Origin of the sequence: Chryseobacterium sp., from assembly GCF_045629545.1 — a bacterium.
GTDB lineage: Bacteria > Bacteroidota > Bacteroidia > Flavobacteriales > Weeksellaceae > Chryseobacterium.
In genome coordinates, this window is the sequence record NZ_JAZQRK010000016.1 from 1 (window position 1) to 21579 (window position 21579).

Here is a 21579-nt window from a genome sequence, read left to right on the forward strand (position 1 = left end):
TCTATCTGGTTAGTTTTCAGAGAAAGTACTTGACTTTTTCGTTTTTTTTCTGTAACTTCAGCAAACTTTACGCGAGCATCGCTTTGAAAGTGTAACTTTCAGCAAAGTCTCTTTGCAAAGTTTGACAGCTGAACTCGAAAAAGTAACGTATTTATATGCGCATTAAAACCAGATAGAATTTAATCCATTAATCTTCAATTTTTCAACGAACTTTTTGCGCAATGTTTGGAATAAAATTTCGTAATAACGTTTGTATTCACGCATTGCGCAAATCCTAGTTATGTAGAGTTTCGCTTTACGTAAATTTATTATTTTTGCTAAAATACATAAAATCTAGTATCTATAATATTTACAATAGGAGATTTATAAAAAAGGCGATTTGGATTTGCGAAGGTGAGTTTAATTTGTTAAATAATTTATTTCCTAACTGCCATTTTTTTTATTTCATCATAAGTACCGTTTTGTAAGAGGTTTAGAAATTACTCATTATTTTATATTTATTTAATTGCAATCGTGATGTACTTCGCCGTTCTTTTTTCATTGCCAGCTTTCCAATCTCCTCATAAAGCTCAGAGAAGCTTTCATCATTAATTTCTCTCAGAAGTTTACTTTCAAAAACCTGTGCAGATTTTTCTATAAACAATTGCTTCCATTGAGAGATTGATTCGGATGTTACTCATATTTTAGAGCTAATTGTTGTAGAGTTTTACGTTCCTTTAATGCTTCAAGAGCTACTTTTGCCTTAAAGCCTGAATCGAATTTACGTCTTCCTGTTTTCATAATTTTAAACTTATTAAAAGTTAATATATTTCAATTTAACTAATGGACAAGTTTTATAGGGCATTATACTTGTTGAATTTTATAGCTATTTATAGGTGTTTTAAAGTGTAATATTAATAAGGTTTAAAATTTGTATTTATATTAGTCCTATCAGATAAACACATACAAAACAAACCCTGTTATACTAAATATTATTATTTTTCCTTGGATTTGTATTAATCCCCGTTTTAGCATTCGGTAGCGAAAATTTCGATAGCGAACTTATACCAGAACCAAAAGCATAAGATTAGGTAAGTATATTTTTTTAGGTTGAGCAGCGTGGAATTTTTCTACTGCTGATTCATTTTATTTTAAAACTAAAAAGCATGAAATTTTGCACATCCTATAAAAAATGTATTTTTGTAGCCTATGAAAAGAAATTTTATTACATATATATCTATAGTGGGTGTAATTTCTTTGGGTATGCAATCTTGTACCGCAAGAAATAATACATCAAGTTCTGCGCCTTCTGAGTCTACTAATACTCCTAAAACAACAAAACAACCTAGCAAAACTCCAACCTCACCACCAAAAAATGCCACAGTAATGATTGATGATGAAATGAAGGTAAATCTTCCTACCATCAATAGAGAATTTCGTGGCGTTTGGGTTGCAAGTGTTGCAAATATCAATTGGCCTTCCAAAAATAATTTGTCTGTAGAACAACAAAAAGCTGAAGTGATTACCATGCTAAATTTATTGAAGGATAACAATTTCAACGCTGTGATTTTTCAAGCTCGTCCGTCTGCAGATGCACTTTATACGAGTAATATAGAACCTTGGTCTTACTTCCTTACTGGGCAAACTGGTAAAGCACCTTATCCTAATTACGATCCTTTGCAGTTTTGGATAGAAGAAGCACATAAAAGAGGAATGGAACTTCATGTTTGGTTAAATCCTTATCGTGCGCATCACACCAATGGTGGAGCCGTGGGTAGTCAATCTATGGTGAATAAACTTCCGGAAATTACTGTTAAATTAAGAAACGGAATGTATTGGCTGGATCCAGCTGATCCTAGAACGCAAGGTCACGTTTCTAATGTGGTTAAAGACTTGGTGAAAAGATATGATCTGGATGCAATCCATTTTGATGATTATTTCTATCCTTATGCAACTTATAATGGTGGAAAAGATTTTCCCGACAATGCATCTTGGAATCGATATGTAAATTCTGGTGGAAGCCTTTCTAGAGCAGATTGGCGAAGAGATAACGTGAACAAGTTTGTAGAAAGAATTTATAAAGAAATTCATGCAGAGAAAAATTATGTAAAATTTGGGATTAGTCCGTTCGGAATTTGGAAACCTGGATATCCAGAAGGAATAGTAGGATCTTCTCAGTATGACGAATTGTATGCCGATGCCAAATTATGGCTAAATAAAGGTTGGGTAGATTATTTCGCGCCACAATTATATTGGCCAATTGATTCTAAAGGTCAGGGTTTTGCTAAATTATTAAACTGGTGGAAATCCGAAAATACCATGAATCGTCATCTATGGCCTGGTTTAAATACAGTAGAAGTAAAAACTTCTGATAAATCCACAGAAATTAAAAACCAAGTGGAATTAACAAGACAAATTTTGTCTAGTAATGTGGGAGAAATCCATTGGAGTATAGCTGGTCTTACCAAAAGCAATAATATGATGACTACGTTGAAGAATAATGTGTATCAGGAAAAAGCATTAGTACCAAAGAGTCCATGGATAAAGACGGTTGCTATAGAAAAGCCAACCTTATTTGTAAATGATTCAGGTAATTTTGTTCAAACAAATTGGAGTTCAAAGAAAATAGGCGACGTTTTCCAGTGGGTTTTATTTACTCAGTATGATGGAGTTTGGGAATACGAAATTTTTACTTTAGAACAATTAACAAAAGACATTATAAAAAATAAAAATGGAAAAACCTTAAATGCTATTGCAATAAAAGCAATAGATCGTTTGGGTAATGAAAGTGATTATATGGCAAAGAAAATTAAATAATTAGTGTCAAAATTAAAGATAAAGAATGCTAGAGATCATCTAGCATTCTTTTTTTTTTGTTTTAATTAAAAAGTTGTGGCAGGCGCAACATCGTTATTTAGCTTTTTGTTGATTTCACTTTTTTTACCTTTAGCAAAGTCATAGCTCACTCCCAATGTAAACATATTTTTATTATTAAATATTTTGGTTTCAGAGGTATATTGAACTAGACTTTCCTTCAAAGTCTTTGTTTGGTATCTGGATGGCATCCCCACCCAATATACTCCTGTGTTCAGGGTCCAATCTTTTACTTTGTAATTGATAAAAACGTGATTTTGATTCTCATTGGTAGACAAAAATGCTCCACTCAAAGTATACACTGGAATACTCAATATATAATAAATGCTAAAGTCCTTATATTCCGAAGAAAGCGTAAAGCTATTACCAAGATAATTGTTCTTTAGCAAAGCACCCGAATTGGTTTTCACCCTTTGCATCGTAGGATATAGGTTTGCTTTCAGTACCAAAAGTTGGTTGCCAAAAGGTTTTACAGATCCCGTAATTTGCACACCTGTTCTAGATGCATATTGAGAGTTTTCATAGGTTAAAGCATATTGAGAACCATTGTTGTAAGGCACATAGATGCTGTTGATGGCATTGTCTGTGAAATTGTAAAATGCATTCGCATTAAAATCAAAATACTTATTGTTATAGGAATAGTTGATGTTGTTATTCCAAGCTTTTTGAATTTTCAAATAAGGATTTCCTGTGGTTACAATATTCGGAACTACTTGGTTTAGATTTGGACTTAGATTAGAGCTCGATGGGCTGTATGGTGTGTAGCTACTCGTAAATCTTAGTGCTTTGTTTTTGCTAATTTCGTAGCCTAAAATAATTTTTGGAGTGATTGTCCATTCATCCTCTGTAGTAGCTGCAGTTTTGTTATGAATATTCGTTAAACCTAAACCTAAACGGTACATCAATTTTTTCTTTTTTCCTGCAAATTCGGAGTACATATATTGCGTAAGATAATTCACAGTATAATCAAAACTACCTGCTAGGTTATCAAGAGAATTATCTACATTATTGGTAGAAATTCTGTATCCTGAACTCAATTTTCCAGCCTTGAAATCATGTGTATGTGCCACTTCTGCTACAAAACTATTTTGTTTAGCCTTAAGGTTCATTTCATTATTAAAAACAGAATTGCCAGAATTTAAAATCCATTCTTTATCATTCTGATAACTTTCGCTACTGTAAGTACTTCCTACTAAGTTTAAGCTTATTTCATCTTTCTTCCCTAAATTTTTAGAAAAATAAAGATCGAGTTTGGGTGGCGAGTAACTATCGTAGGCATATTGAGAAGTTCCGTGAGCTTCTGCATTATTATCTTTAATAAAAGTACTTTCGCCATTAGATTTATTAAAGTAATTGTAAATATTCATAGAAAATTTAGCCTGAAAAACATAATTGTCGGTTAGCGCATTGCTGTATCTCAAAACCAAATCCTGATACGTGTACCCGAAATGATCAGTTTTTTTTTCGTTGGTATCATAAGTAGAATTTTGAAGATCGTAATTGTAGATTCTATTTACTTTTCTATCATTATAATCTCTGAAATTTATCGTGTATTCTAGTCCAATCGTATTTCTACCATTGATATAGTTGGCGTAGGTTTGTCCGTTTACAAATCCTGTGGTAAGGGCAGAATTTACCTCTACACCGCCTGCAAAACCTATTTCAGGATTTCTGGTAATAATATTCACCACGGTATCTGCTCTGTTGGCGTATCTCGTAGGTGGACTATCATAATATTCTACTTTTACTACATTTTCTGGGCGTATAGTTCTCGCTTGTACTTCTGTAGCTTCAATCCCATTGATTAGGAGTAAAAAGCTTCCTCCTTTTATGCTCGTTATAGCGCTAGAAATTGGGTCAAATTGTAGTTCTGGTAACGTTCTTAGAAGATCGTTGGCGTATCTTGCTTTTTTCAAAGCTTCTTCGTCAAAAGTATATACTGCTTTATCTACAAATTGCTTTTTTCTTTGAGATTTTAAGATAATTTCTTGTATCTCTTTGGTTTTACTTGTACTATCAGAAGGAGCAGTTTCTTGTGCAAAAGCGAAACTTCCAATAAGCAAAAGTGCGAAGCTTAATTTTTTATTCATAATATTTTTACTCTTAGGTGAAGGTGTGTTTGTCTATATTAGACAGTCGCGCTGACCTATTTGTTACATATTTTTATTTTAAATAATTATTAAATTAAAATTAAAATTGAGACTTACTCAGAATCAAAGAGTTAAAGTGGGATATTCGGAACTGTTTTTGCTTGATCATTTACATCACCAATACTTAATATTATGAATACAAAGAGACTTTCCTCAAAGATGGAAAAAGCACTTAGCCAACAAATGAATGTAGAAGATCTACAATCACGTGTCTATTTATCATACGGTATTTGGGCTTCAGATGAAGGTTATGGTGGGATATCAAATTTCCTTTTTCGTCATGCGCAAGAGGAAAGAAATCATTCTATTAAATTTATGCAATATATTCTCAATAGAGGAGGGAAGCCCACTATTGATGCCTTACCTAATCCAGGTCCAGAACCCAAAAATCTAGTAGAATGTTTTGATCTCGTATTTAAACATGAAGTAGACAATACGACCAAAATTTACACTTTGGTGGACCTTGCACTCCAAGAAAAAGATTGGGCAACTTGGAATTTTCTACAATGGTTCGTGAAAGAACAAATAGAGGAAGAAACTCTAGCGATGAGCCTTATTGATAAATTAAAGATTGCGGGCGGTGACAGAGCTACTGATGAGTCCTTATTTAATCTAGATAAAACTTTAGAGGAAACCCCAGATGATGCACCTTTGGCTAGGGACGCCACGGGAGAAAATCCGTTGTAAGGCATAATGACACCAATACAACTGCCAAAACAATGGCAGTTTTTTTTATTATGAATTGGTGCCTAAAAACACTATCTTTGCAAACCTTTAATAAAAATCAGGCAAAGCAAACTTGCTTTTGCATGAATCTTAAATCTTTGAATATATGAAATGTGGAATCGTAGGCTTGCCGAATGTTGGTAAATCAACCCTTTTTAACTGCTTGAGTAACGCAAAAGCACAATCAGCAAATTATCCTTTCTGTACAATAGAACCCAACCTAGGAACGGTTTCTGTACCAGATCAAAGATTATTTGAGCTAGAAAAATTGATCAATCCCGAGAGAGTTTTGCCAGCAGTTGTAGAGATTGTAGATATCGCAGGTCTTGTAAAGGGTGCGAGTAAAGGGGAAGGTTTAGGAAACCAATTTTTAGCAAACATTCGTGAGTGTGAAGCAATTATCCACGTTTTGAGATGCTTTGAAAACGGTAATATTATCCACGTAGAAGGTACTGTAGATCCTCTTAGAGATAAAGAAATTATTGATATCGAACTTCAGTTGAAAGATTTGGAAACTGTAGGGAAAGCTGTAGAAAAAGCCAAGAAATTCATCAAATCTGGTAAGAAAGATGATATCATGACGTATGAAACTCTTCAAAGCTTAGAAAAATTTATAGAAGATGGTAAAAACGCAAGAGAATTCCCTATGGACGATTTTGCAAAATCTATCATTAATGATGTTCAGTTGTTGACGAATAAACCTGTACTGTACGTTTGTAATGTAGATGAAAATTCTATTAAAAACGGCAACGAATGGATTTCTAAAATTGAAGAAATGGCTCAAAAAGAGAATGCTGAGGTAGTAGTTTTAGCAGCTCAAATTGAAGCAGATATTAATGAACTAGATACTTTCGAGGAAAGAGAAATCTTCTTAGAAGAATTGGGTCTTACAGAGCCAGGTGTTAACCGTTTGATTAGAAAAGCATACGATTTGCTAAAACTTCAAACGTATTTCACTGCTGGAGTAAAAGAAGTAAGAGCTTGGACTATCGGACAAGGTTGGACGGCTCCTCAGGCAGCTGGTGTTATCCATACAGACTTTGAGAAAGGATTTATCCGTGCAGAAGTGATCAAGTATAACGATTATATTCAGTATGGTTCTGAGCCAAAAATCAAAGAAGCTGGTAAACTGGCGGTTGAAGGTAAAGAATACATCGTACAAGATGGTGATATTATGCACTTCAGATTTAATGTTTAATTAGATCGCGAAAGCAATTCAAAATATAGAAAAGCGCTTCCATGAATTTGGAAGCGTTTTTTATTGATCTTAAGAGCTAATTCTTATTATTTTAAATATAAATTTTAAACTTTTGAATATCTAAAACTTCCAAAATCTTTTGTCTCTTTTGCGATTGAAAAAAATGTATTTTTAGGTTTAATGTAATTTCTAACTTTTTTACTCTTTTGAATTCCTAAAATTCCCAAAATTTTTTGCCACTTTTTGCGGTTAAAGAAAATGTCTGCAAGATTAAATTCAATTTCATGCTTTTTTCAACTTTTGCGGTTGAAAAATATTTGTAGACTTTTTACACTTTTGAAAACGCTATTTTCTTTAAATAACAAATTATAATTTAGCCAAATTTTCAATCGCTCGTTCTAAAGTTTCTTGCTTCTTAGCGAAACAAAGTCTAATCACATTTTCATTTAGGTGATCTTTATAAAAAGCAGAAAAAGGCACGCTTGCTACTTTATGGTTGATGGTAAGATCCTTTGCAAATTCAAAATCGTCTTTACCTGAAATATTTTGGTAAGTGACAGCCTGAAAATAGGTTCCTTCACAGCTTAATAATTCGAATGATGTGGAAGCCAAACCTTGTCTTAGGAAATCTCTCTTTTCTTGAAAAAACGAATTTAAGTGAAGATAATGCTCCTCGTCTTTCATGTATTCTGCCAAAGCCATTTGTATAGGCGTATTCACGCAAAATACATTGAATTGATGTACTTTTCTAAACTCTGCCATCATCTCTTTTGGAGCAGCACAATATCCGACTTTCCAACCTGTAATATGAAAAAGTTTACCAAAAGAAGCCACAATCATAGTTCTTTCTTTAAGTTCAAGATATTGGCACAAACTAAGATGTTTTTTACCATCAAAAACGATGTTTTCGTACACTTCATCACTTAAAATCAAGATATTGGAATCTTTTACAATCTGAATGAGAGATTGCACATCATTTTCAGTCAAAATTTTTCCAGAAGGATTATTCGGGTTGTTGAGAATAATCATTTTTGTTTTCTCAGACACTAGATTTTTCACTTCGCTCCAATCAATTTCATAATTAGGTGCTTTCATCTGAAAACGTTTTACGATACCGCCAAAAAGTTCTACAGAAGGTTCATAACAATCATAAGCAGGTTCAAAAATAATTACTTCATCGCCTTTGGATATAAATGTCGCCAATGTGGTAAAAATGGCTTGAGTTCCACCAGCAGTGATGGTGATTTCGGCGTCTGGATGATAGATTGCTTGATGGCTATTTTCTATTTTTATGGCAACCTCTTCTTTCAAACTCAGAATCCCTCCTAACGGTGCATATTGGTTGAAACCTTTTTGGATAAAATGATCTACACTATTAAGAAGTTGAGCATCGGGCATGAAATCTGGAAATCCTTGCGACAAATTGATAGCGTTGTGTTGCATCGCAAGTTGTGACATCTGAGAAAAAATTGTCATCCCTACAGTTGGAAGTTTTGAAGACGTAAGGAGTATCATATCGGATTTGTTTGTATTAACTAATGTAGTGTATTATTAGCATTTTAGATTATTTTTATTTGATTTAATTTTTAATTAAAAAAGTTCATTATTACAATTATTATTTTGCAGGTATTTGAGTTTACACACCATTCGATACTTTTTTTTGATCAGAAATAATGAATTGAATATTGAGCGTATATTACCCATTTGTAAGGTAATTTTAATTTAAAATAATTCAAAATATGCCACCGAAATATTCGCTTTTTTTTGCTGATTTTTGTACTTTTGTATGTTTGCTGAAATAATTATGTCACAAGAAATAAACCCTGTATACTCCGAAGATAACATCAGAACACTCGATTGGCAAGAGCACATTCGTTTGCGTCCTGGTATGTATATCGGTAAGTTAGGCGATGGGTCATCTGCGGATGATGGTATCTATATTTTATTAAAAGAAATTCTGGATAACTCCATAGATGAGTTCAGAATGAAATCTGGAAAAAGAATTGAAATAAAAGTAGATGATGGAAAAGTCACAATTCGTGATTATGGAAGAGGAATCCCGCTAGGAAAGGTAGTAGATGCAGTTTCTAAAATGAATACTGGTGGTAAATATGACAGTAAAGCTTTTAAGAAATCTGTAGGTCTGAACGGAGTGGGTACTAAAGCTGTTAATGCTTTATCGGACTTCTTTAGAGTACGCTCGTTCCGCGAAGGAAAAATGAAAATTGCAGAATTTTCGAGAGGAATTATTACCGAAAATTTCGATGAAAAAGAAACCTCGGAACGTAATGGTACAGAGATTTCTTTTGTTCCTGATGCTAGTATTTTCTTGAATTACAAGTTTAGAAAAGAATATATCGCAAAAATGTTGCGAAACTACTCTTACCTAAATCCAGGGTTGAAAATCATCTTCAACGGAGAAACTTTCTATTCTGAGAACGGACTAAAAGATCTATTGGAAGAGGAAATAGAAAGTGAAACATTGTATCCGATTATTCACCTAAAGGATTTGGATATCGAGTTGGCGATTTCACATTCGGATAAATCTCAAACAGAGACTTATTTCTCATTTGTTAATGGACAAAATACAACACAAGGTGGAACTCACCTTAATGCTTTTCGTGAAGCGTATGTAAAAACTATCCGTGAGTTTTTTAATAAAAATTTCGATGCTTCGGATATAAGAAAATCCATTATTGCTGCTATTTCCATTAATGTAGAAGAACCTGTATTCGAATCTCAAACCAAGACAAAGTTGGGATCCAATGATATGGGACCGAATGGACCTACGGTGAGGATTTTTATAATTGATTTTCTTAAAAATAAACTAGACAATTTCTTGCACAAGAATCCTGAAATTGCAGAAGCTATTCAAAGAAAAATCTTAATTTCCGAAAGAGAGAGAAAAGAATTGTCTGGTATCCAAAAGTTAGCGCGAGATAGAGCCAAAAAAGTATCTCTACACAACAAAAAATTGAGAGATTGTAGACAACACTACAACGACCAGAAGGCTGAAAGAAAAGCCGAAACCCAAATATTTATCACCGAGGGAGACTCTGCTTCCGGATCTATAACAAAGTCTCGTGATGTAGATACACAAGCGGTATTTTCTTTGAAGGGAAAACCTCTGAATGTGTACGGATTAACCAAGAAAGTAGTCTATGAGAATGAGGAATTCAATATGTTGCAAGCAGCACTTAATATTGAGGAAAGCCTACAAGATCTTAGATACAACCAAGTCATTATTGCTACCGATGCCGATGTAGACGGGATGCACATTAGATTACTGATGATTACTTTCTTTTTACAATTTTTCCCTGATGTGATTAAGAATGGTCATTTGTTTATTCTACAAACACCCTTATTTAGAGTAAGAAATAAAAAGGAAACTAGATATTGCTATTCGGAGCAAGAAAGAGTCAAAGCTCTGAAAGAACTCGGAAAAAACCCAGAGATTACCCGATTCAAAGGGTTGGGGGAGATTTCTCCAGATGAGTTTAAACATTTCATAGGCAAAGATATCAGGCTACAGCCCGTAGTTACGGGAAAAGAGCAAACAATAGATCAACTTCTAGAGTTCTATATGGGTAAAAATACACCAGATAGGCAACAATTTATATTGGGAAATTTGGTCATTGAGGATGGTGATATTGATAAAAAAGAATTGATAGAGGAGTAATAAAAATAATCTGCCACACGCACACAAAATATAAATGAGATTAAGTAATAAAAGTAAAATACCGAGATATAATTTCATCAACACATGTCTGTGGATGGTTCTAATGATCGGTATCATTGCATTTTTTCTAGAAGAATATAAGTTTAATTTATTTAAGATTAACAGCTATTTTTTCCTTGTTCTACCCATATTACTGCTTTTGATTTTTTATAAATCTGGCAGACAAATTTTCGAGTATGATAGTGATGGAGAAGCGGTACACTTTAGGAATAGGAATATTATCCCTTTTCTACAAAAACCTCTTAGCGATGAGTTTCCGAAATATAAATTAATCAATTATGAAATTTTAAACTTTCTTTTCATTAAAAGATTATACATCAAAGTAGCTAGTAAAAATACAATTGGACACTCCATTTTAAGGTATGAAATTACGTATCTCACCAATAAAGAAATTAATGATTTAGTTTTTTCTCTTAGTAAAATTTTAAAAACAAACCAAGAAAAAAGCCATTAAGTAAAACAATGATAGAAGAAAATTCTCACGAAGGTGAAAGCTTAAAGAAAGTCTCTGGTCTCTATAGAGATTGGTTTTTAGATTACGCTTCTTATGTAATTTTGGATAGAGCCATACCATCGGTTTTTGATGGTTTAAAGCCTGTACAGAGAAGAATAATGCACTCCATGAGAGAGCTAGAAGACGGACGTTACAATAAAGTAGCCAATATTGTAGGAAACACCATGAAATATCACCCTCACGGTGATGCCTCTATTACCGATGCCATGGTAGGTATTGGGCAAAAAGAACTTCTGATAGATATGCAAGGGAACTGGGGGAACATCTATACAGGGGACTCTGCAGCAGCAGCCCGTTATATTGAGGCGCGCCTTACTCCATTTGCTTTGGAAGTAGTTTTTAATCCTAAAACTACAGATTGGACCAAATCTTATGATGGCAGAAATAACGAACCAATAGATCTCCCAGTAAAATTTCCATTATTACTTGCCCAAGGTGTTGAAGGTATAGGTGTAGGTTTGTCTACCAAAATTCTTCCACACAATTTCCACGAATTAATTAACGCTTCAATAGCTCATCTTAAAGGGAAAAAATTCGAATTGTTTCCAGATTTTCTTACTGCTGGGATGCTCGATGTTTCAGAATATAATGACGGACATCGTGGTGGTAAAGTAAGAGCAAGAGCCAGAATTTCTCAAGTTGATAAAAATACACTGATGATTTCTGAACTTCCTTTTTCTAAAAATACTGGAGATCTGATAGATTCTATTATCAAAGCCAATGAAAAAGGGAAGATTAAAATAAAAAAAATTGAAGATAATACTTCAGATAAAGTAGAGATACTTATCTATTTGCATAATGATGTTTCTGCGGATAGAACGATAGATGCGCTCTACGCATTTACAGATTGCCAAGTTACTATATCGCCTAATGCGTGTGTGATTGTAGGGGACAAACCAATGTTCCTTACCGTATCCGAAATTTTGAGAAGAAATACAGAACACACAGTTTCCTTGCTCAAAAAAGAATTGGAAATTGAACTGAATGAATTGCAAGAAAATTGGCATTTTTCTTCATTAGAAAGGATTTTTATTGAAAATAGAATCTACCATGATATAGAAGAGGTAAAAAGTTGGGAAGAGGTATTAAAAACAATTGCTAAAGGTCTAAAGCCTCATACAAAGCATCTACTAAGAGCAGTTACTGAAGAAGATATATTGAAACTTACAGAAATTAGAATTAAAAGAATTTCGCGTTTCGATTTGGATAAATTTAAAGAAAATATTGCAGCCTTAGAAGGTAAAATAGAGCAAGTGAAACATCATTTGGCAAACCTGATAACATATGCTATTGATTATTATCTAACTATTCAGAAAAAATACGGTAAAGACAAAGAACGTAAGACAGAACTGCGTGTATTCGATACCATAGATGCTACAAAAGTAGCCGTAGCCAACGAGAAATTTTATGCAAATTTCGAAGAGGGTTTTATCGGAACTTCGCTTAAAAAAGACCAATATTTATTCGATTGTTCTGATATTGATGATATTATTACTTTCCGTAAAGATGGTAAAATGAAGGTGGTAAAAGTGGAAGCTAAAACTTTTATCGGTAAAGATATCCAGCACGTAGCCATTTGGAAGAAGAATGATAAAAGGACAGTGTATAATATGATTTACCGTGAAGGTACTTCTGGTCCTGTTTACATGAAGAGATTCTCTGTAACGGGCGTTACAAGAAATACAGACTATCCATTAGCATCTGACGCCAGAGGATCTGAAATGTTGTATTTCTCTGCCAATCCTAATGGGGAAGCAGAGTCTGTAACGGTACTTCTAAAACCTAATCCTAGAATTAGAAAAAACAAAATGGAGATTGATTTTTCCGAATTAGCAATAAAAGGAAGAGACTCCAAAGGAAATTTAGTAACCAAATATTCTGTGAAAAAAGTAGATCTTAAGGAAGAAGGAGTTTCTACTTTGGCGCCAAGAAAAATATGGTTTGACGAGACAGTGAGAAGACTCAATGCAGATGCCCGTGGTACATTATTGGGAACTTTCAGAGGAGATGATAAAATCTTGGTGGTCAATTCTCAAGGCGAAGCCAAACTCGTTACTTTTGATCTTGGAAACAGATTTGATGATGAGTATATTATTTTAGAAAAATGGAGACCTAGTCAACCCATCACATGTATCTACTACGATGGCGACAAAGGAATATATTTTATAAAAAGATTTTTGCTAGACAATACGCCTAATATTCAAAGTTTCATGCCTTCGGATCATCCAAAATCATTTATAGAAAATGTGATTGTTGCCAATAATGGAACTGCTGAAATTATTTTTGCAAAAGAAAAAGGCAAGGAAAAAGATCCTGAGACCTTTAATATAGATGAGTTTATCTCCATTAAAGGGATAAAAGCCATAGGAAACCAACTGACGAAATCTAAGGTGAAAGTGATTAATATCACCATCCCAGAAATTGAGGAAGTAGAAGAGGAAGAAGAGATTATTGAAGAGGAAGTAAGACTAAATAATCCAATCATAGATAAAGATGCGGGAGCTATTGGCGACCTATTTGATGAGAAGGATAAATAAAAAGAATAGAATATGAATAATTTAGTTTTAATTATTATAGCCATTACCAGTATTGCGAGTTATTACGCACTGAATGATGCTGCTATTTTCGAGAAGTATAAATTTAGCGTAGGTGCGATTAATAATAGAAAAGAATATGTAAGATTGGTGAGTTCAGGATTTTTGCATGCCGATTTTATGCATTTATTCTTCAATATGTTTTCACTTTTCATGTTTCAAGGTCCTGTAATTGAATTTTTTGGAGAAATAGGCTTTCTTATTATCTATTTTGCCTCTATGGTTTTAGGTAATTTGTTTAGTCTATTTATTTACAAAAATCAGCCTTGGTATTCTGCAATTGGTGCATCAGGCGCGGTTTCGGGGATAATCTTTGCAGCAATTGCGATGGCTCCCAATGAAATTAGTGTTAACTTTTTGCCAGGATGGTTGTTTGGGACGCTTTATTTTGGATATTCTGTCTATATGATGATAAAGCCCAAACAATGGGATAATCTAGGACATGCTGCCCATTTGGGAGGTGCATTCTTCGGGTTGGTTTATGCTGTAATAATGAGACCTGAGACGGCAATACAAAATAGCTTATACCTTGGTGCAATGTCTTTACCACTTTTGTACTTGTCTTACGAGATTTTCATCAAAAAAAGAATAGGGTAGTAGAGTAGTTTTCTCTACCCAACACCTTTTCAAATATAGAATAAAGTCCAGTTTTTGGGCTTTATTTTTTTTCTTAAATTTAATTATGATCTAATGAATTCAATGCTTTCTTTACCCAATCAGCCCAAACTAAAACGAAATGGACTGATCGGATTGATATTACTTCTAAGTATGACGGCGCCATTGTCTACGGATATGTATCTTGCGGCGTTTCCTACCATTCTGAAAGAGTTTTCTACCACTACGCAGTTGTTAAACTATACTTTGGTTGGCTTTTTTATATTCTTCGCTATTGGGATGCTTCTCATGGGCCCACTGAGTGATAAATATGGAAGAAAACCCGTTTTACTTTCAGGTTTAGGTCTCTACTTAGTTTCTTCTCTGCTTTGTGCGGTCGCATTTAATATAGAATTATTAATCCTATTTAGAATAACGCAAGCTTTGGGAGCAGGAGCAATGGTAGCGGTTTCTACAGCTATCGTGAAAGATTCTTTTAGCGATATCGAAAGACCAAAGATCATCGCTTTAATCCAAATGTTAAGTGTAATTGCACCTACATTAGCGCCCATTATTGGTGCTGTGGTTATCAAATATCTCAATTGGCAAATGACGTTTGTGGTATTGGCGGCTATCTCTATAGGTGCTGTTTTTATGGCTTTAATGTTTAATGAAACTTTAGATGAAGAGAAGAAATTGAAAGGAAGCATTCTCGATACTTTCAAATCTTTAGGAACCATTTACAAAAATATTCCGTTTGTAACATTTTTATTAGCAACTGGGTGTACAGGAGCTATCTATATGGCTTTTATTGCAATATCCTCCTATATTTATATGGATTGGTTTAGTCTCTCAGAAACGCAGTATAGTTTGTTTTTCGCGTTCAACTCTATTATTTTAATGGTTGGTCCTTCTATTTATATTAAAGTTAAAAATCTACTTACGCCAAAACAAATCGTTTTATATTCCTTTGGAACCATAATGCTTGGGGGTATTCTTACTGTTTTGGTAGGTCATACTTCGCCATTTGTATTTGTGCTTACCTTTTTGCCCATCACATTTTCCAATAGTTTTTTAAGAGCATTTTCAGCCAATGTTTTATTAGGTCAAAAAGAAATGAATGCTGGCGCAGCATCTTCGGTTATTAGCTTTACCAATACCGCAATTGGCGCATTAGGGATGATGCTTGGCGCTTTGCCATGGTCCAATTATATTGTAGGCTTAGGAACGATTGCCATAGTTGCCATGGTCATCAGTTTTATATTAATTGCCATTTATTTAAAGAAAAATTTTAGTCTTAATGGTTTTTAAATTTTAATTAAGTGATTTATTATAGATGCCTCATTCAGTTGAACTTTAATTATAAGCATAAAAAAGGTTTCAAATTTACTTTTGAAACCTTTCTTGTTTATTTTTCACCCATCACGAAACGGTTATTTCCTGAGAGATCCTTTATTAATTCTGATGTTGAAAACGTATCTGTGTACAACGCTAATGTCTCTGGTCCCAATTTTTGGTTTATTTCCAAAAATAATAATCCTTGTTCTTTTAAACTTTCTTTGCAGTCGTCAGCAATCTTTCGGTAGAATAACAAAGCGTCTTCAGTAGGCGAAAACAAAGCCATCATTGGCTCGAAATCTTTTACAGAACCTTCTATTTCTTTTGCTTCATCCAACCCAATATAGGGAGGATTTGATACAATGACATCATACTGATCTTTCAATTCTAAGTTGAGATAATCTGCATGAAGGAAATTAATCTCCAATTTTAGATGAGCCGCATTTTTTTTCGCTATTTCTAAAGCTTTATCAGAATAATCTACACTCGAAATTTCTGCATTTGGAAAATGCTTTTTCAAAACCAAAGGAATAACGCCACTGCCAGTTCCGATATCCAAAACCTTAAATTTTTCTTGTCCGAAAGCCGACTTTTTTATTTTCGAAATTGCCAATTCCAAGAGTTCTTCTGTTTCTGGACGAGGAATCAAAACATCTTCACTTACAAAGAAATTCATGCCGTAGAATTCCGTTTCACCCAAAATATGTTGGTGAGGTTTTGTTGTTATTAATTCTTTTAAAATAAAATCTAAAGTCGAAATTTCTTCTTCAGTCAAAACTTGATTTTCGGCTCTTCTTTGGTCAAAAGCCGATAATTTCAAATGCTTTTCGATGAAAATTGAAAAAATAAAAGCGCTTTCAGAATCTGTATAAAGATGTGAAAGGCTCTCGGTAAAGTGTTTTTTGTAGTCTACAATTCTCATCTATCTAGTGAATACCAAGTTGGTGTCTGTGGATTTTTCTTCGTCTATTCTGTACCCTTCATAGTTGAAAGCCTTTACATCGTTCAAGGTTTCCGCCTTTGTTTCCGCGCAATATCTTACCATCAGACCTCTTGCGTGTTTGGTGTAGACAACGATTGTTTTTAGCTTTCCGTCTTTTAATTCATAAAAATTAAAATCAACAATAGGATGTTTGAATTTTTTTCTATCAATCACTTTTCCGTATTCTGTACTCGACAAATGCATTAGAATTTCGCCTTTTTTCATCTCAGAATTCAGTTGTTCTGTGATTTTTTCTCTCCAATATTCATATAGATTTTTATAATGCTCAAACGCAAAAGGTCTTCCCATTTCTAGTCTGTACAGCATAATCTTGTCTGATGGTTTCAGCAATCCATAAAGTCCCGAAAGTATTCTATAGTTTTTTTGAAGATAGTCAACAGATTCTTGGTCTAATGTTTTTGCATCAAGACCTCTATAGACTTCACCAGTAAATGTGAAAAGCGCAGGCGCCGATTGGTTGGCTTTTGGATGAGCTGTCCAAACTTGGTTTCGTTCCCAGTTTTCATCAGCCAATTTGGTGGAGATTTCCATTAGTTCTGACAAGTATTTGGGAGATTTTTCTTTAAGATAAGATTGAAGATACTCGGCTTCTTTGATGAATTTTGGGGTTGTAGTTTTCAGTAACTCTGTAGAGTTCTCGATATTCATCAGTTTTGCTGGTGAGGTAATTATTTTCATAAGAATTTGACGTAGCTTTTTTTTAATTTAAATAAAAATTCATTGCCATTAGCGAGATAAAATCATATATAAAATGACAGATAATTAGAATTTTCAGGTTGCGGTAATTTTTATAAAATGAGGCAAATACAAGCCCAATGAAAAACGGGACAATCACTTGTACAGCAGTTCCGTAAGTAAGGTGTAGCAGGCCAAATAAGAGGGCGCTTACAACAATTCCAACAGTAGGATTGTTGTATATTTTTTCTAATCTTGGTTGTATATATCCTCGCATCAATAATTCTTCTACAACGCCAGCTGTAAGACATACCGTAATGATGAGAGGATAATTATTTTTGAATAATGCAGTGAGATTTACCAACTTATTACTCAAATTTTGATTGGTTGATTTATTTAAAATAATTGATATAGTGCCTCCTCCAAAAAGACAGGTTAAATATAGGATACCTACTGCGCCAACGTAAAAAGGCAATCCATATTTTTTATCTTTCCACAAAAAAAAACTATTTTTTTCTATGAAGTAATTATAGAGAAAAACTAGAAATAACACTACCCATAATACCAATCTTGTAAAATAAAATTTGTTGGTCGTCATGAAATTAGTACCCCAAACAAAATTGGTAAGTGGCAAAACATACAACATGGTAAGGATAAGCAATAGAAAGGTAAAAATAATCCCAACAGAATATTTGGAAATCCAATTCATTATTAAAAAATGGTATTTCTACAAAATTCCTTTTCCTTGACGGATCAGTTCTGGTTCGCCCGAAGTAAGATCTACAATGGTAGATGCAACATTGTCTCCAAAACCACAATCTATTACAATATCTACCAAATGGTCGTATTTTTCAGCGATTAGTTCTGGATCAGTAGAGTATTCTATTACCTCATCATCATCTTTAATGGAAGTTGAAGCAATAGGATGACCCAATTTTTCTACTATAAGCTGCGGAATTGGATGATCGGGAACACGAATTCCGATTGTTTTATGGTTTTTGTAAGCCAAAGGCAATGCTTTGTTGGCTTCTAGTATAAAAGTGAATGGCCCTGGAAGATGGCTTTTCAAAAATCTAAATATTGAAGTGTCTACAGGTCTCGTAAAATCGGACAAGTGACTTAGATCGTTGCAAATGATTGAAAATTTGGCTTTATCTAGTTTCGTCTTTTTGATTTGAGCCAGTTTTTCCATGGCTTTAATATCAAAAATATTACAGCCTAGTGCATAAACAGTATCGGATGGATAGATAATAATCCCTCCATTGTTTAACGTTTTAACCACCTCATTGATAAGATTTTCCTGAGGATTTTCCGGATATATTTTCAATATTTTTGCCATAAGACAAAGGTACGAATAAAATATAATTTCAGTAAAAATGCTATATTTAAAAGAAAAACTTGCAGTTGTAGAAAAAAATCGTACATTTGCAGTCCAATAACGCGGGATAGAGCAGTAGGTAGCTCGTCGGGCTCATAACCCGGAGGTCATCGGTTCGAGTCCGGTTCCCGCTACTAAGATACTCCTTCGGTAGGAGACTAAAGATACATCGCGGGGTAGAGCAGTAGGTAGCTCGTCGGGCTCATAACCCGGAGGTCGCACGTTCGAGTCGTGTCCCCGCTACTAAGTTAACTCTTTCGGTAAAGAGTCTAAAGATACATCGCGGGATAGAGCAGTAGGTAGCTCGTCGGGCTCATAACCCGGAGGTCATCGGTTCGAGTCCGGTTCCCGCTACTAAGATACTCCTTCGGTAGGAGTCTAAAGATACATCGCGGGGTAGAGCAGTAGGTAGCTCGTCGGGCTCATAACCCGGAGGTCGCACGTTCGAGTCGTGTCCCCGCTACTAAGTTAACTCTTTCGGTAAGAGTCTAAAGATACATCGCGGGATAGAGCAGTAGGTAGCTCGTCGGGCTCATAACCCGGAGGTCATCGGTTCGAGTCCGGTTCCCGCTACTAAGCAAAGAGAATCACATGGTGGTTCTCTTTTTTTTGTTTAAATATTTAAGCCAAAAATAATCGGATCTAATAAAGCATTAGACCCGATTTTATATTTTTAGAAATATATTTAGTATTTCAACATCTCTTCAATTTTTGCAGCTAATTTTTCTGCATTTGGAAGATAAGCTTTTTCCAATACCAGATTGATAGGAACTGCCGGCGTATTGATAGATCCCATAGTTTCTACAGGAGCATCTAAATACTTAAAGCAGTTTTTGGATATACGGTGAGCAAAGGCTTCCGCAAAAGAGTTGTTGATTTGCTCTTCTGTAAGCACAATGCATTTTCCGTGCGCTTTTACACGCTCGAATACCAATTCTTCATCTAGCGGGCAGATGGTTCTTAGGTCAATAACTTCAACGTTTCCACTAAAGCTCTTTACGGCTTCTTTCGCCCAATAAACTCCCATTCCGTAAGTAACTACCACTACAGAATTACCTTTCTTAATTACAGACTCTTCAGCCTCAACTACAATTTTTCCTTTTCCAAATGGTAAAATATAATCTTCTGCAGGTTCTATGGTTTTTGCATCTTCTGTACCAGGAACTTTACTCCAATATAGCCCTTTATGTTCTAGCATAATTATTGGGTTAGGATCATAATAAGCGGCCTTTAATAATCCTTTGAAATCGGCTGCATTACTTGGGTAAGCAATCTTGATTCCTTTAATATTAGCTAAAATACTTTCTACACTTCCACTATGGTAAGGTCCGCCACCGCCGTACGCTCCAATAGGTACTCTGATAATATTGCTGACAGGGAATTTTCCATTACTCAAATAGCTAGATTTAGAAATTTCAGTAATTAATTGGTTGATTCCTGGGTAAATATAATCTGCAAACTGAACTTCAACAATTGGTTTTAATCCAACGGCACTCATTCCAGTGGTAGATCCAATGATATAAGCTTCTTGAATTGCTGTATTGAAAACTCTTTTCTTTCCGAATTTTTTGCCCAGCGTAACGGTTTCACGGAAAACACCTCCAATTCTTTCACCTACATCTTGTCCGTATAATAAAGCTTCAGGATGTTTCCACATGATTTCTTGTATCGCGTGGATGGCAGCATCTACCATTACTATTTTTTCTCCTCCTTCTGGTTCGCGTACACCCACTTCTTCAGTTATTGGTGTCGGAGCAAAAACATGATCCATCACGGTTTCTGGTAGCGGATCTTCTGCTTTTTGAGCTTTTTCGAATGCTTCTTCAGCTTCTAATCTAGCTTTTTTGGTAATCTGCTTTAGTAAAGCTTCATCTACGCCAGTATCCAAAAGTTGAATTCTTATGATCTCACCTGGATCCTTTTCTCTATGTTTTGCTATTTCGTCTTCTTCTCTATAGAACTCTCTTCTTACACCAGAGGTATGATGTCCGATAAGTACTGTTTTTGCACAAACTACAAGTGGTTTTCTCTCTGTTCTTACAAAGTCTACTGCTTTTTTCATGGCAATATAGCTTTCTTCGAAATTGGTTCCATCTACACGAACTCTTCCAAGACCTGTGAAACCAGCAACAAAATCGTAAGCATCACAAGTTCTTGCTTCTTCTTTGGTTACAGAAATTCCCCATTCGTTATCCTGAACCAAGAAAATAATAGGAAGTTGGTGTAGCGCAGCAAACTGAAATGCTTCACTTACTTCACCTTCCGTTACAGAGTTGTCACCCAAACTACAAACTACAACAGGATTATTTTCAAATTCTTGTAAATTGAATTCTTGAATGTATTTTATACCTTGAGCTACACCAGTTGTAGGAATAGTCTGCATCCCTGTAGCCGAACTTTGGTGGATAATCTTTGGCATACTTTCGTCTCTGCTCGATGGATGCGAGTAGTACGATCTACCACCAGAAAATGGATCTTCTGCTTTTGCCAGCAATTGAAGCATCAGTTGGTATGGCTCAAAACCTATACCCAACAAAATACTTTCGTCTCTATAATAGGGTGAAACCCAATCTTCTTTTGTCAACTGGTAAGCTGTTGCCAATTGTATAGCTTCGTGTCCTCTAGAAGTGCTATGTACGTATTTACAAATCGATCTGTTTTCCTCATAGATATCCGCCATTGCCTTAGCAAGCATCATATGGTGATAAGCTTTGAGTAAAATATCTTGTGAAACCTTTTGGTGCAGTGTATTTTCCATAGAAAACAAAGATACATAAAAAAACAAAATACTAACGATTGTTAGTATTTTGTATTGTT

At 34.6% G+C, this 21579-nt stretch carries 15 protein-coding genes and 5 tRNA genes; 13 read left to right on the forward strand and 7 right to left on the reverse strand.

The features are described from left to right. Positions 1 to 1188: 1188 nt before the first annotated feature. Positions 1189 to 2796, forward strand: a complete 1608-nt coding sequence (locus ACKI42_RS03890) for a glycoside hydrolase family 10 protein (RefSeq protein WP_407402655.1) — start codon at positions 1189 to 1191, stop codon at positions 2794 to 2796. A 65-nt stretch (positions 2797 to 2861) separates the two neighbouring features. Here the strand turns inward: ACKI42_RS03890 and ACKI42_RS03895 are convergent, their stop codons facing one another. Then, the gene (locus tag ACKI42_RS03895) at positions 2862 to 4943 is read right to left on the reverse strand and encodes a TonB-dependent receptor domain-containing protein (protein ID WP_407402657.1); all 2082 of its coding nucleotides are present in this window, start codon (positions 4941 to 4943) and stop codon (positions 2862 to 2864) included. 192 nt (positions 4944 to 5135) lie between these two features. Between ACKI42_RS03895 and ACKI42_RS03900 the strand changes: the two genes are divergently transcribed. Together ACKI42_RS03900 and ychF are read left to right on the forward strand one after the other, a co-directional pair. Continuing rightward, the gene (locus tag ACKI42_RS03900) at positions 5136 to 5690 is read left to right on the forward strand and encodes a ferritin (RefSeq protein WP_407402659.1); all 555 of its coding nucleotides are present in this window, start codon (positions 5136 to 5138) and stop codon (positions 5688 to 5690) included. Between the two features lie 145 nt (positions 5691 to 5835). Beyond that, complete coding sequence (ychF, locus tag ACKI42_RS03905; RefSeq protein WP_407402661.1) at positions 5836 to 6927, forward strand: redox-regulated ATPase YchF; 1092 nt, start codon at positions 5836 to 5838, stop codon at positions 6925 to 6927. 366 nt (positions 6928 to 7293) lie between these two features. Here ychF and ACKI42_RS03910 read toward each other — a convergent pair whose 3' ends face one another. Continuing rightward, complete coding sequence (locus tag ACKI42_RS03910) at positions 7294 to 8442, reverse strand: methionine aminotransferase (RefSeq protein WP_407402663.1); 1149 nt, start codon at positions 8440 to 8442, stop codon at positions 7294 to 7296. A 289-nt stretch (positions 8443 to 8731) separates the two neighbouring features. On the opposite strand from ACKI42_RS03910, the gene ACKI42_RS03915 reads away from it, so the two are divergent. The 5 genes from ACKI42_RS03915 (at position 8732) to ACKI42_RS03935 (ending at position 15679) form a co-directional block, all read left to right on the forward strand. Next, positions 8732 to 10606: a DNA topoisomerase IV subunit B gene (locus ACKI42_RS03915; protein WP_407402665.1), complete on the forward strand. Its 1875-nt coding sequence runs from the start codon at positions 8732 to 8734 to the stop codon at positions 10604 to 10606. A 199-nt stretch (positions 10607 to 10805) separates the two neighbouring features. After that, positions 10806 to 11120 carry a hypothetical protein gene (locus ACKI42_RS03920; protein WP_407402667.1) on the forward strand — a complete coding sequence of 105 codons (315 nt, stop codon included), beginning with the start codon at positions 10806 to 10808 and terminating at the stop codon, positions 11118 to 11120. Positions 11121 to 11128: 8 nt separating this feature from the next. Beyond that, positions 11129 to 13717 carry a DNA gyrase/topoisomerase IV subunit A gene (locus ACKI42_RS03925; RefSeq protein ID WP_407402669.1) on the forward strand — a complete coding sequence of 863 codons (2589 nt, stop codon included), beginning with the start codon at positions 11129 to 11131 and terminating at the stop codon, positions 13715 to 13717. Between the two features lie 12 nt (positions 13718 to 13729). Then, on the forward strand, positions 13730 to 14371 hold the full coding sequence (locus ACKI42_RS03930; RefSeq protein WP_407402671.1) for a rhomboid family intramembrane serine protease: 642 nt from the start codon (positions 13730 to 13732) through the stop codon (positions 14369 to 14371). A 93-nt stretch (positions 14372 to 14464) separates the two neighbouring features. Continuing rightward, on the forward strand, positions 14465 to 15679 hold the full coding sequence (locus tag ACKI42_RS03935) for a Bcr/CflA family efflux MFS transporter (RefSeq protein ID WP_407402673.1): 1215 nt from the start codon (positions 14465 to 14467) through the stop codon (positions 15677 to 15679). A 97-nt stretch (positions 15680 to 15776) separates the two neighbouring features. Here ACKI42_RS03935 and prmC read toward each other — a convergent pair whose 3' ends face one another. From prmC to ACKI42_RS03955, 4 genes are read right to left on the reverse strand one after another with little or no spacing between them, the layout of a single operon-like run. Next, positions 15777 to 16628, reverse strand: coding sequence for a peptide chain release factor N(5)-glutamine methyltransferase (gene prmC / locus ACKI42_RS03940; RefSeq protein ID WP_407402675.1), 852 nt, complete (start codon positions 16626 to 16628; stop codon positions 15777 to 15779). After that, positions 16629 to 17387 carry a peroxide stress protein YaaA gene (gene yaaA / locus ACKI42_RS03945; RefSeq protein WP_407402677.1) on the reverse strand — a complete coding sequence of 253 codons (759 nt, stop codon included), beginning with the start codon at positions 17385 to 17387 and terminating at the stop codon, positions 16629 to 16631. Between the two features lie 22 nt (positions 17388 to 17409). Continuing rightward, positions 17410 to 18093 carry a CPBP family intramembrane glutamic endopeptidase gene (locus ACKI42_RS03950; RefSeq protein ID WP_407402679.1) on the reverse strand — a complete coding sequence of 228 codons (684 nt, stop codon included), beginning with the start codon at positions 18091 to 18093 and terminating at the stop codon, positions 17410 to 17412. 18 nt (positions 18094 to 18111) lie between these two features. Continuing rightward, positions 18112 to 18723 carry an L-threonylcarbamoyladenylate synthase gene (locus ACKI42_RS03955; protein WP_407402681.1) on the reverse strand — a complete coding sequence of 204 codons (612 nt, stop codon included), beginning with the start codon at positions 18721 to 18723 and terminating at the stop codon, positions 18112 to 18114. Positions 18724 to 18823: 100 nt separating this feature from the next. Here ACKI42_RS03955 and ACKI42_RS03960 point away from each other — a divergent pair. The 5 genes from ACKI42_RS03960 to ACKI42_RS03980 all read left to right on the forward strand — a co-directional run bounded on the left by ACKI42_RS03960 (position 18824) and on the right by ACKI42_RS03980 (position 19335). Next, positions 18824 to 18896, forward strand: a tRNA-Met gene (locus tag ACKI42_RS03960). Between the two features lie 36 nt (positions 18897 to 18932). Then, positions 18933 to 19005, forward strand: a tRNA-Met gene (locus ACKI42_RS03965). 38 nt (positions 19006 to 19043) lie between these two features. Then, a tRNA-Met gene (locus ACKI42_RS03970) sits at positions 19044 to 19116 on the forward strand. Positions 19117 to 19152: 36 nt separating this feature from the next. Further along, positions 19153 to 19225: transfer RNA gene (locus ACKI42_RS03975), tRNA-Met, on the forward strand. A gap of 37 nt (positions 19226 to 19262) precedes the next feature. Next, positions 19263 to 19335: transfer RNA gene (locus ACKI42_RS03980), tRNA-Met, on the forward strand. Between the two features lie 112 nt (positions 19336 to 19447). Here the strand turns inward: ACKI42_RS03980 and ACKI42_RS03985 are convergent. After that, a complete protein-coding gene (locus ACKI42_RS03985; protein ID WP_407402683.1) occupies positions 19448 to 21520 on the reverse strand; it encodes a thiamine pyrophosphate-dependent enzyme in 2073 nt (690 codons plus the stop codon). Positions 21521 to 21579 lie beyond the last annotated feature (59 nt).

Coding starts and splice junctions, on each gene's coding strand:
- ACKI42_RS03890 (WP_407402655.1), top strand. CDS start 1,189: ATGAAAAGAAATTTTATTACATATATATCTATAGTGGGTGTAATTTCT.
- ACKI42_RS03895 (WP_407402657.1), bottom strand. CDS start 4,943: ATGAATAAAAAATTAAGCTTCGCACTTTTGCTTATTGGAAGTTTCGCT.
- ACKI42_RS03900 (WP_407402659.1), top strand. CDS start 5,136: ATGAATACAAAGAGACTTTCCTCAAAGATGGAAAAAGCACTTAGCCAA.
- ychF (WP_407402661.1), top strand. CDS start 5,836: ATGAAATGTGGAATCGTAGGCTTGCCGAATGTTGGTAAATCAACCCTT.
- ACKI42_RS03910 (WP_407402663.1), bottom strand. CDS start 8,442: ATGATACTCCTTACGTCTTCAAAACTTCCAACTGTAGGGATGACAATT.
- ACKI42_RS03915 (WP_407402665.1), top strand. CDS start 8,732: ATGTCACAAGAAATAAACCCTGTATACTCCGAAGATAACATCAGAACA.
- ACKI42_RS03925 (WP_407402669.1), top strand. CDS start 11,129: ATGATAGAAGAAAATTCTCACGAAGGTGAAAGCTTAAAGAAAGTCTCT.
- ACKI42_RS03930 (WP_407402671.1), top strand. CDS start 13,730: ATGAATAATTTAGTTTTAATTATTATAGCCATTACCAGTATTGCGAGT.
- ACKI42_RS03935 (WP_407402673.1), top strand. CDS start 14,465: ATGAATTCAATGCTTTCTTTACCCAATCAGCCCAAACTAAAACGAAAT.
- prmC (WP_407402675.1), bottom strand. CDS start 16,628: ATGAGAATTGTAGACTACAAAAAACACTTTACCGAGAGCCTTTCACAT.
- yaaA (WP_407402677.1), bottom strand. CDS start 17,387: ATGAAAATAATTACCTCACCAGCAAAACTGATGAATATCGAGAACTCT.
- ACKI42_RS03950 (WP_407402679.1), bottom strand. CDS start 18,093: ATGAATTGGATTTCCAAATATTCTGTTGGGATTATTTTTACCTTTCTA.
- ACKI42_RS03955 (WP_407402681.1), bottom strand. CDS start 18,723: ATGGCAAAAATATTGAAAATATATCCGGAAAATCCTCAGGAAAATCTT.
- ACKI42_RS03985 (WP_407402683.1), bottom strand. CDS start 21,520: ATGGAAAATACACTGCACCAAAAGGTTTCACAAGATATTTTACTCAAA.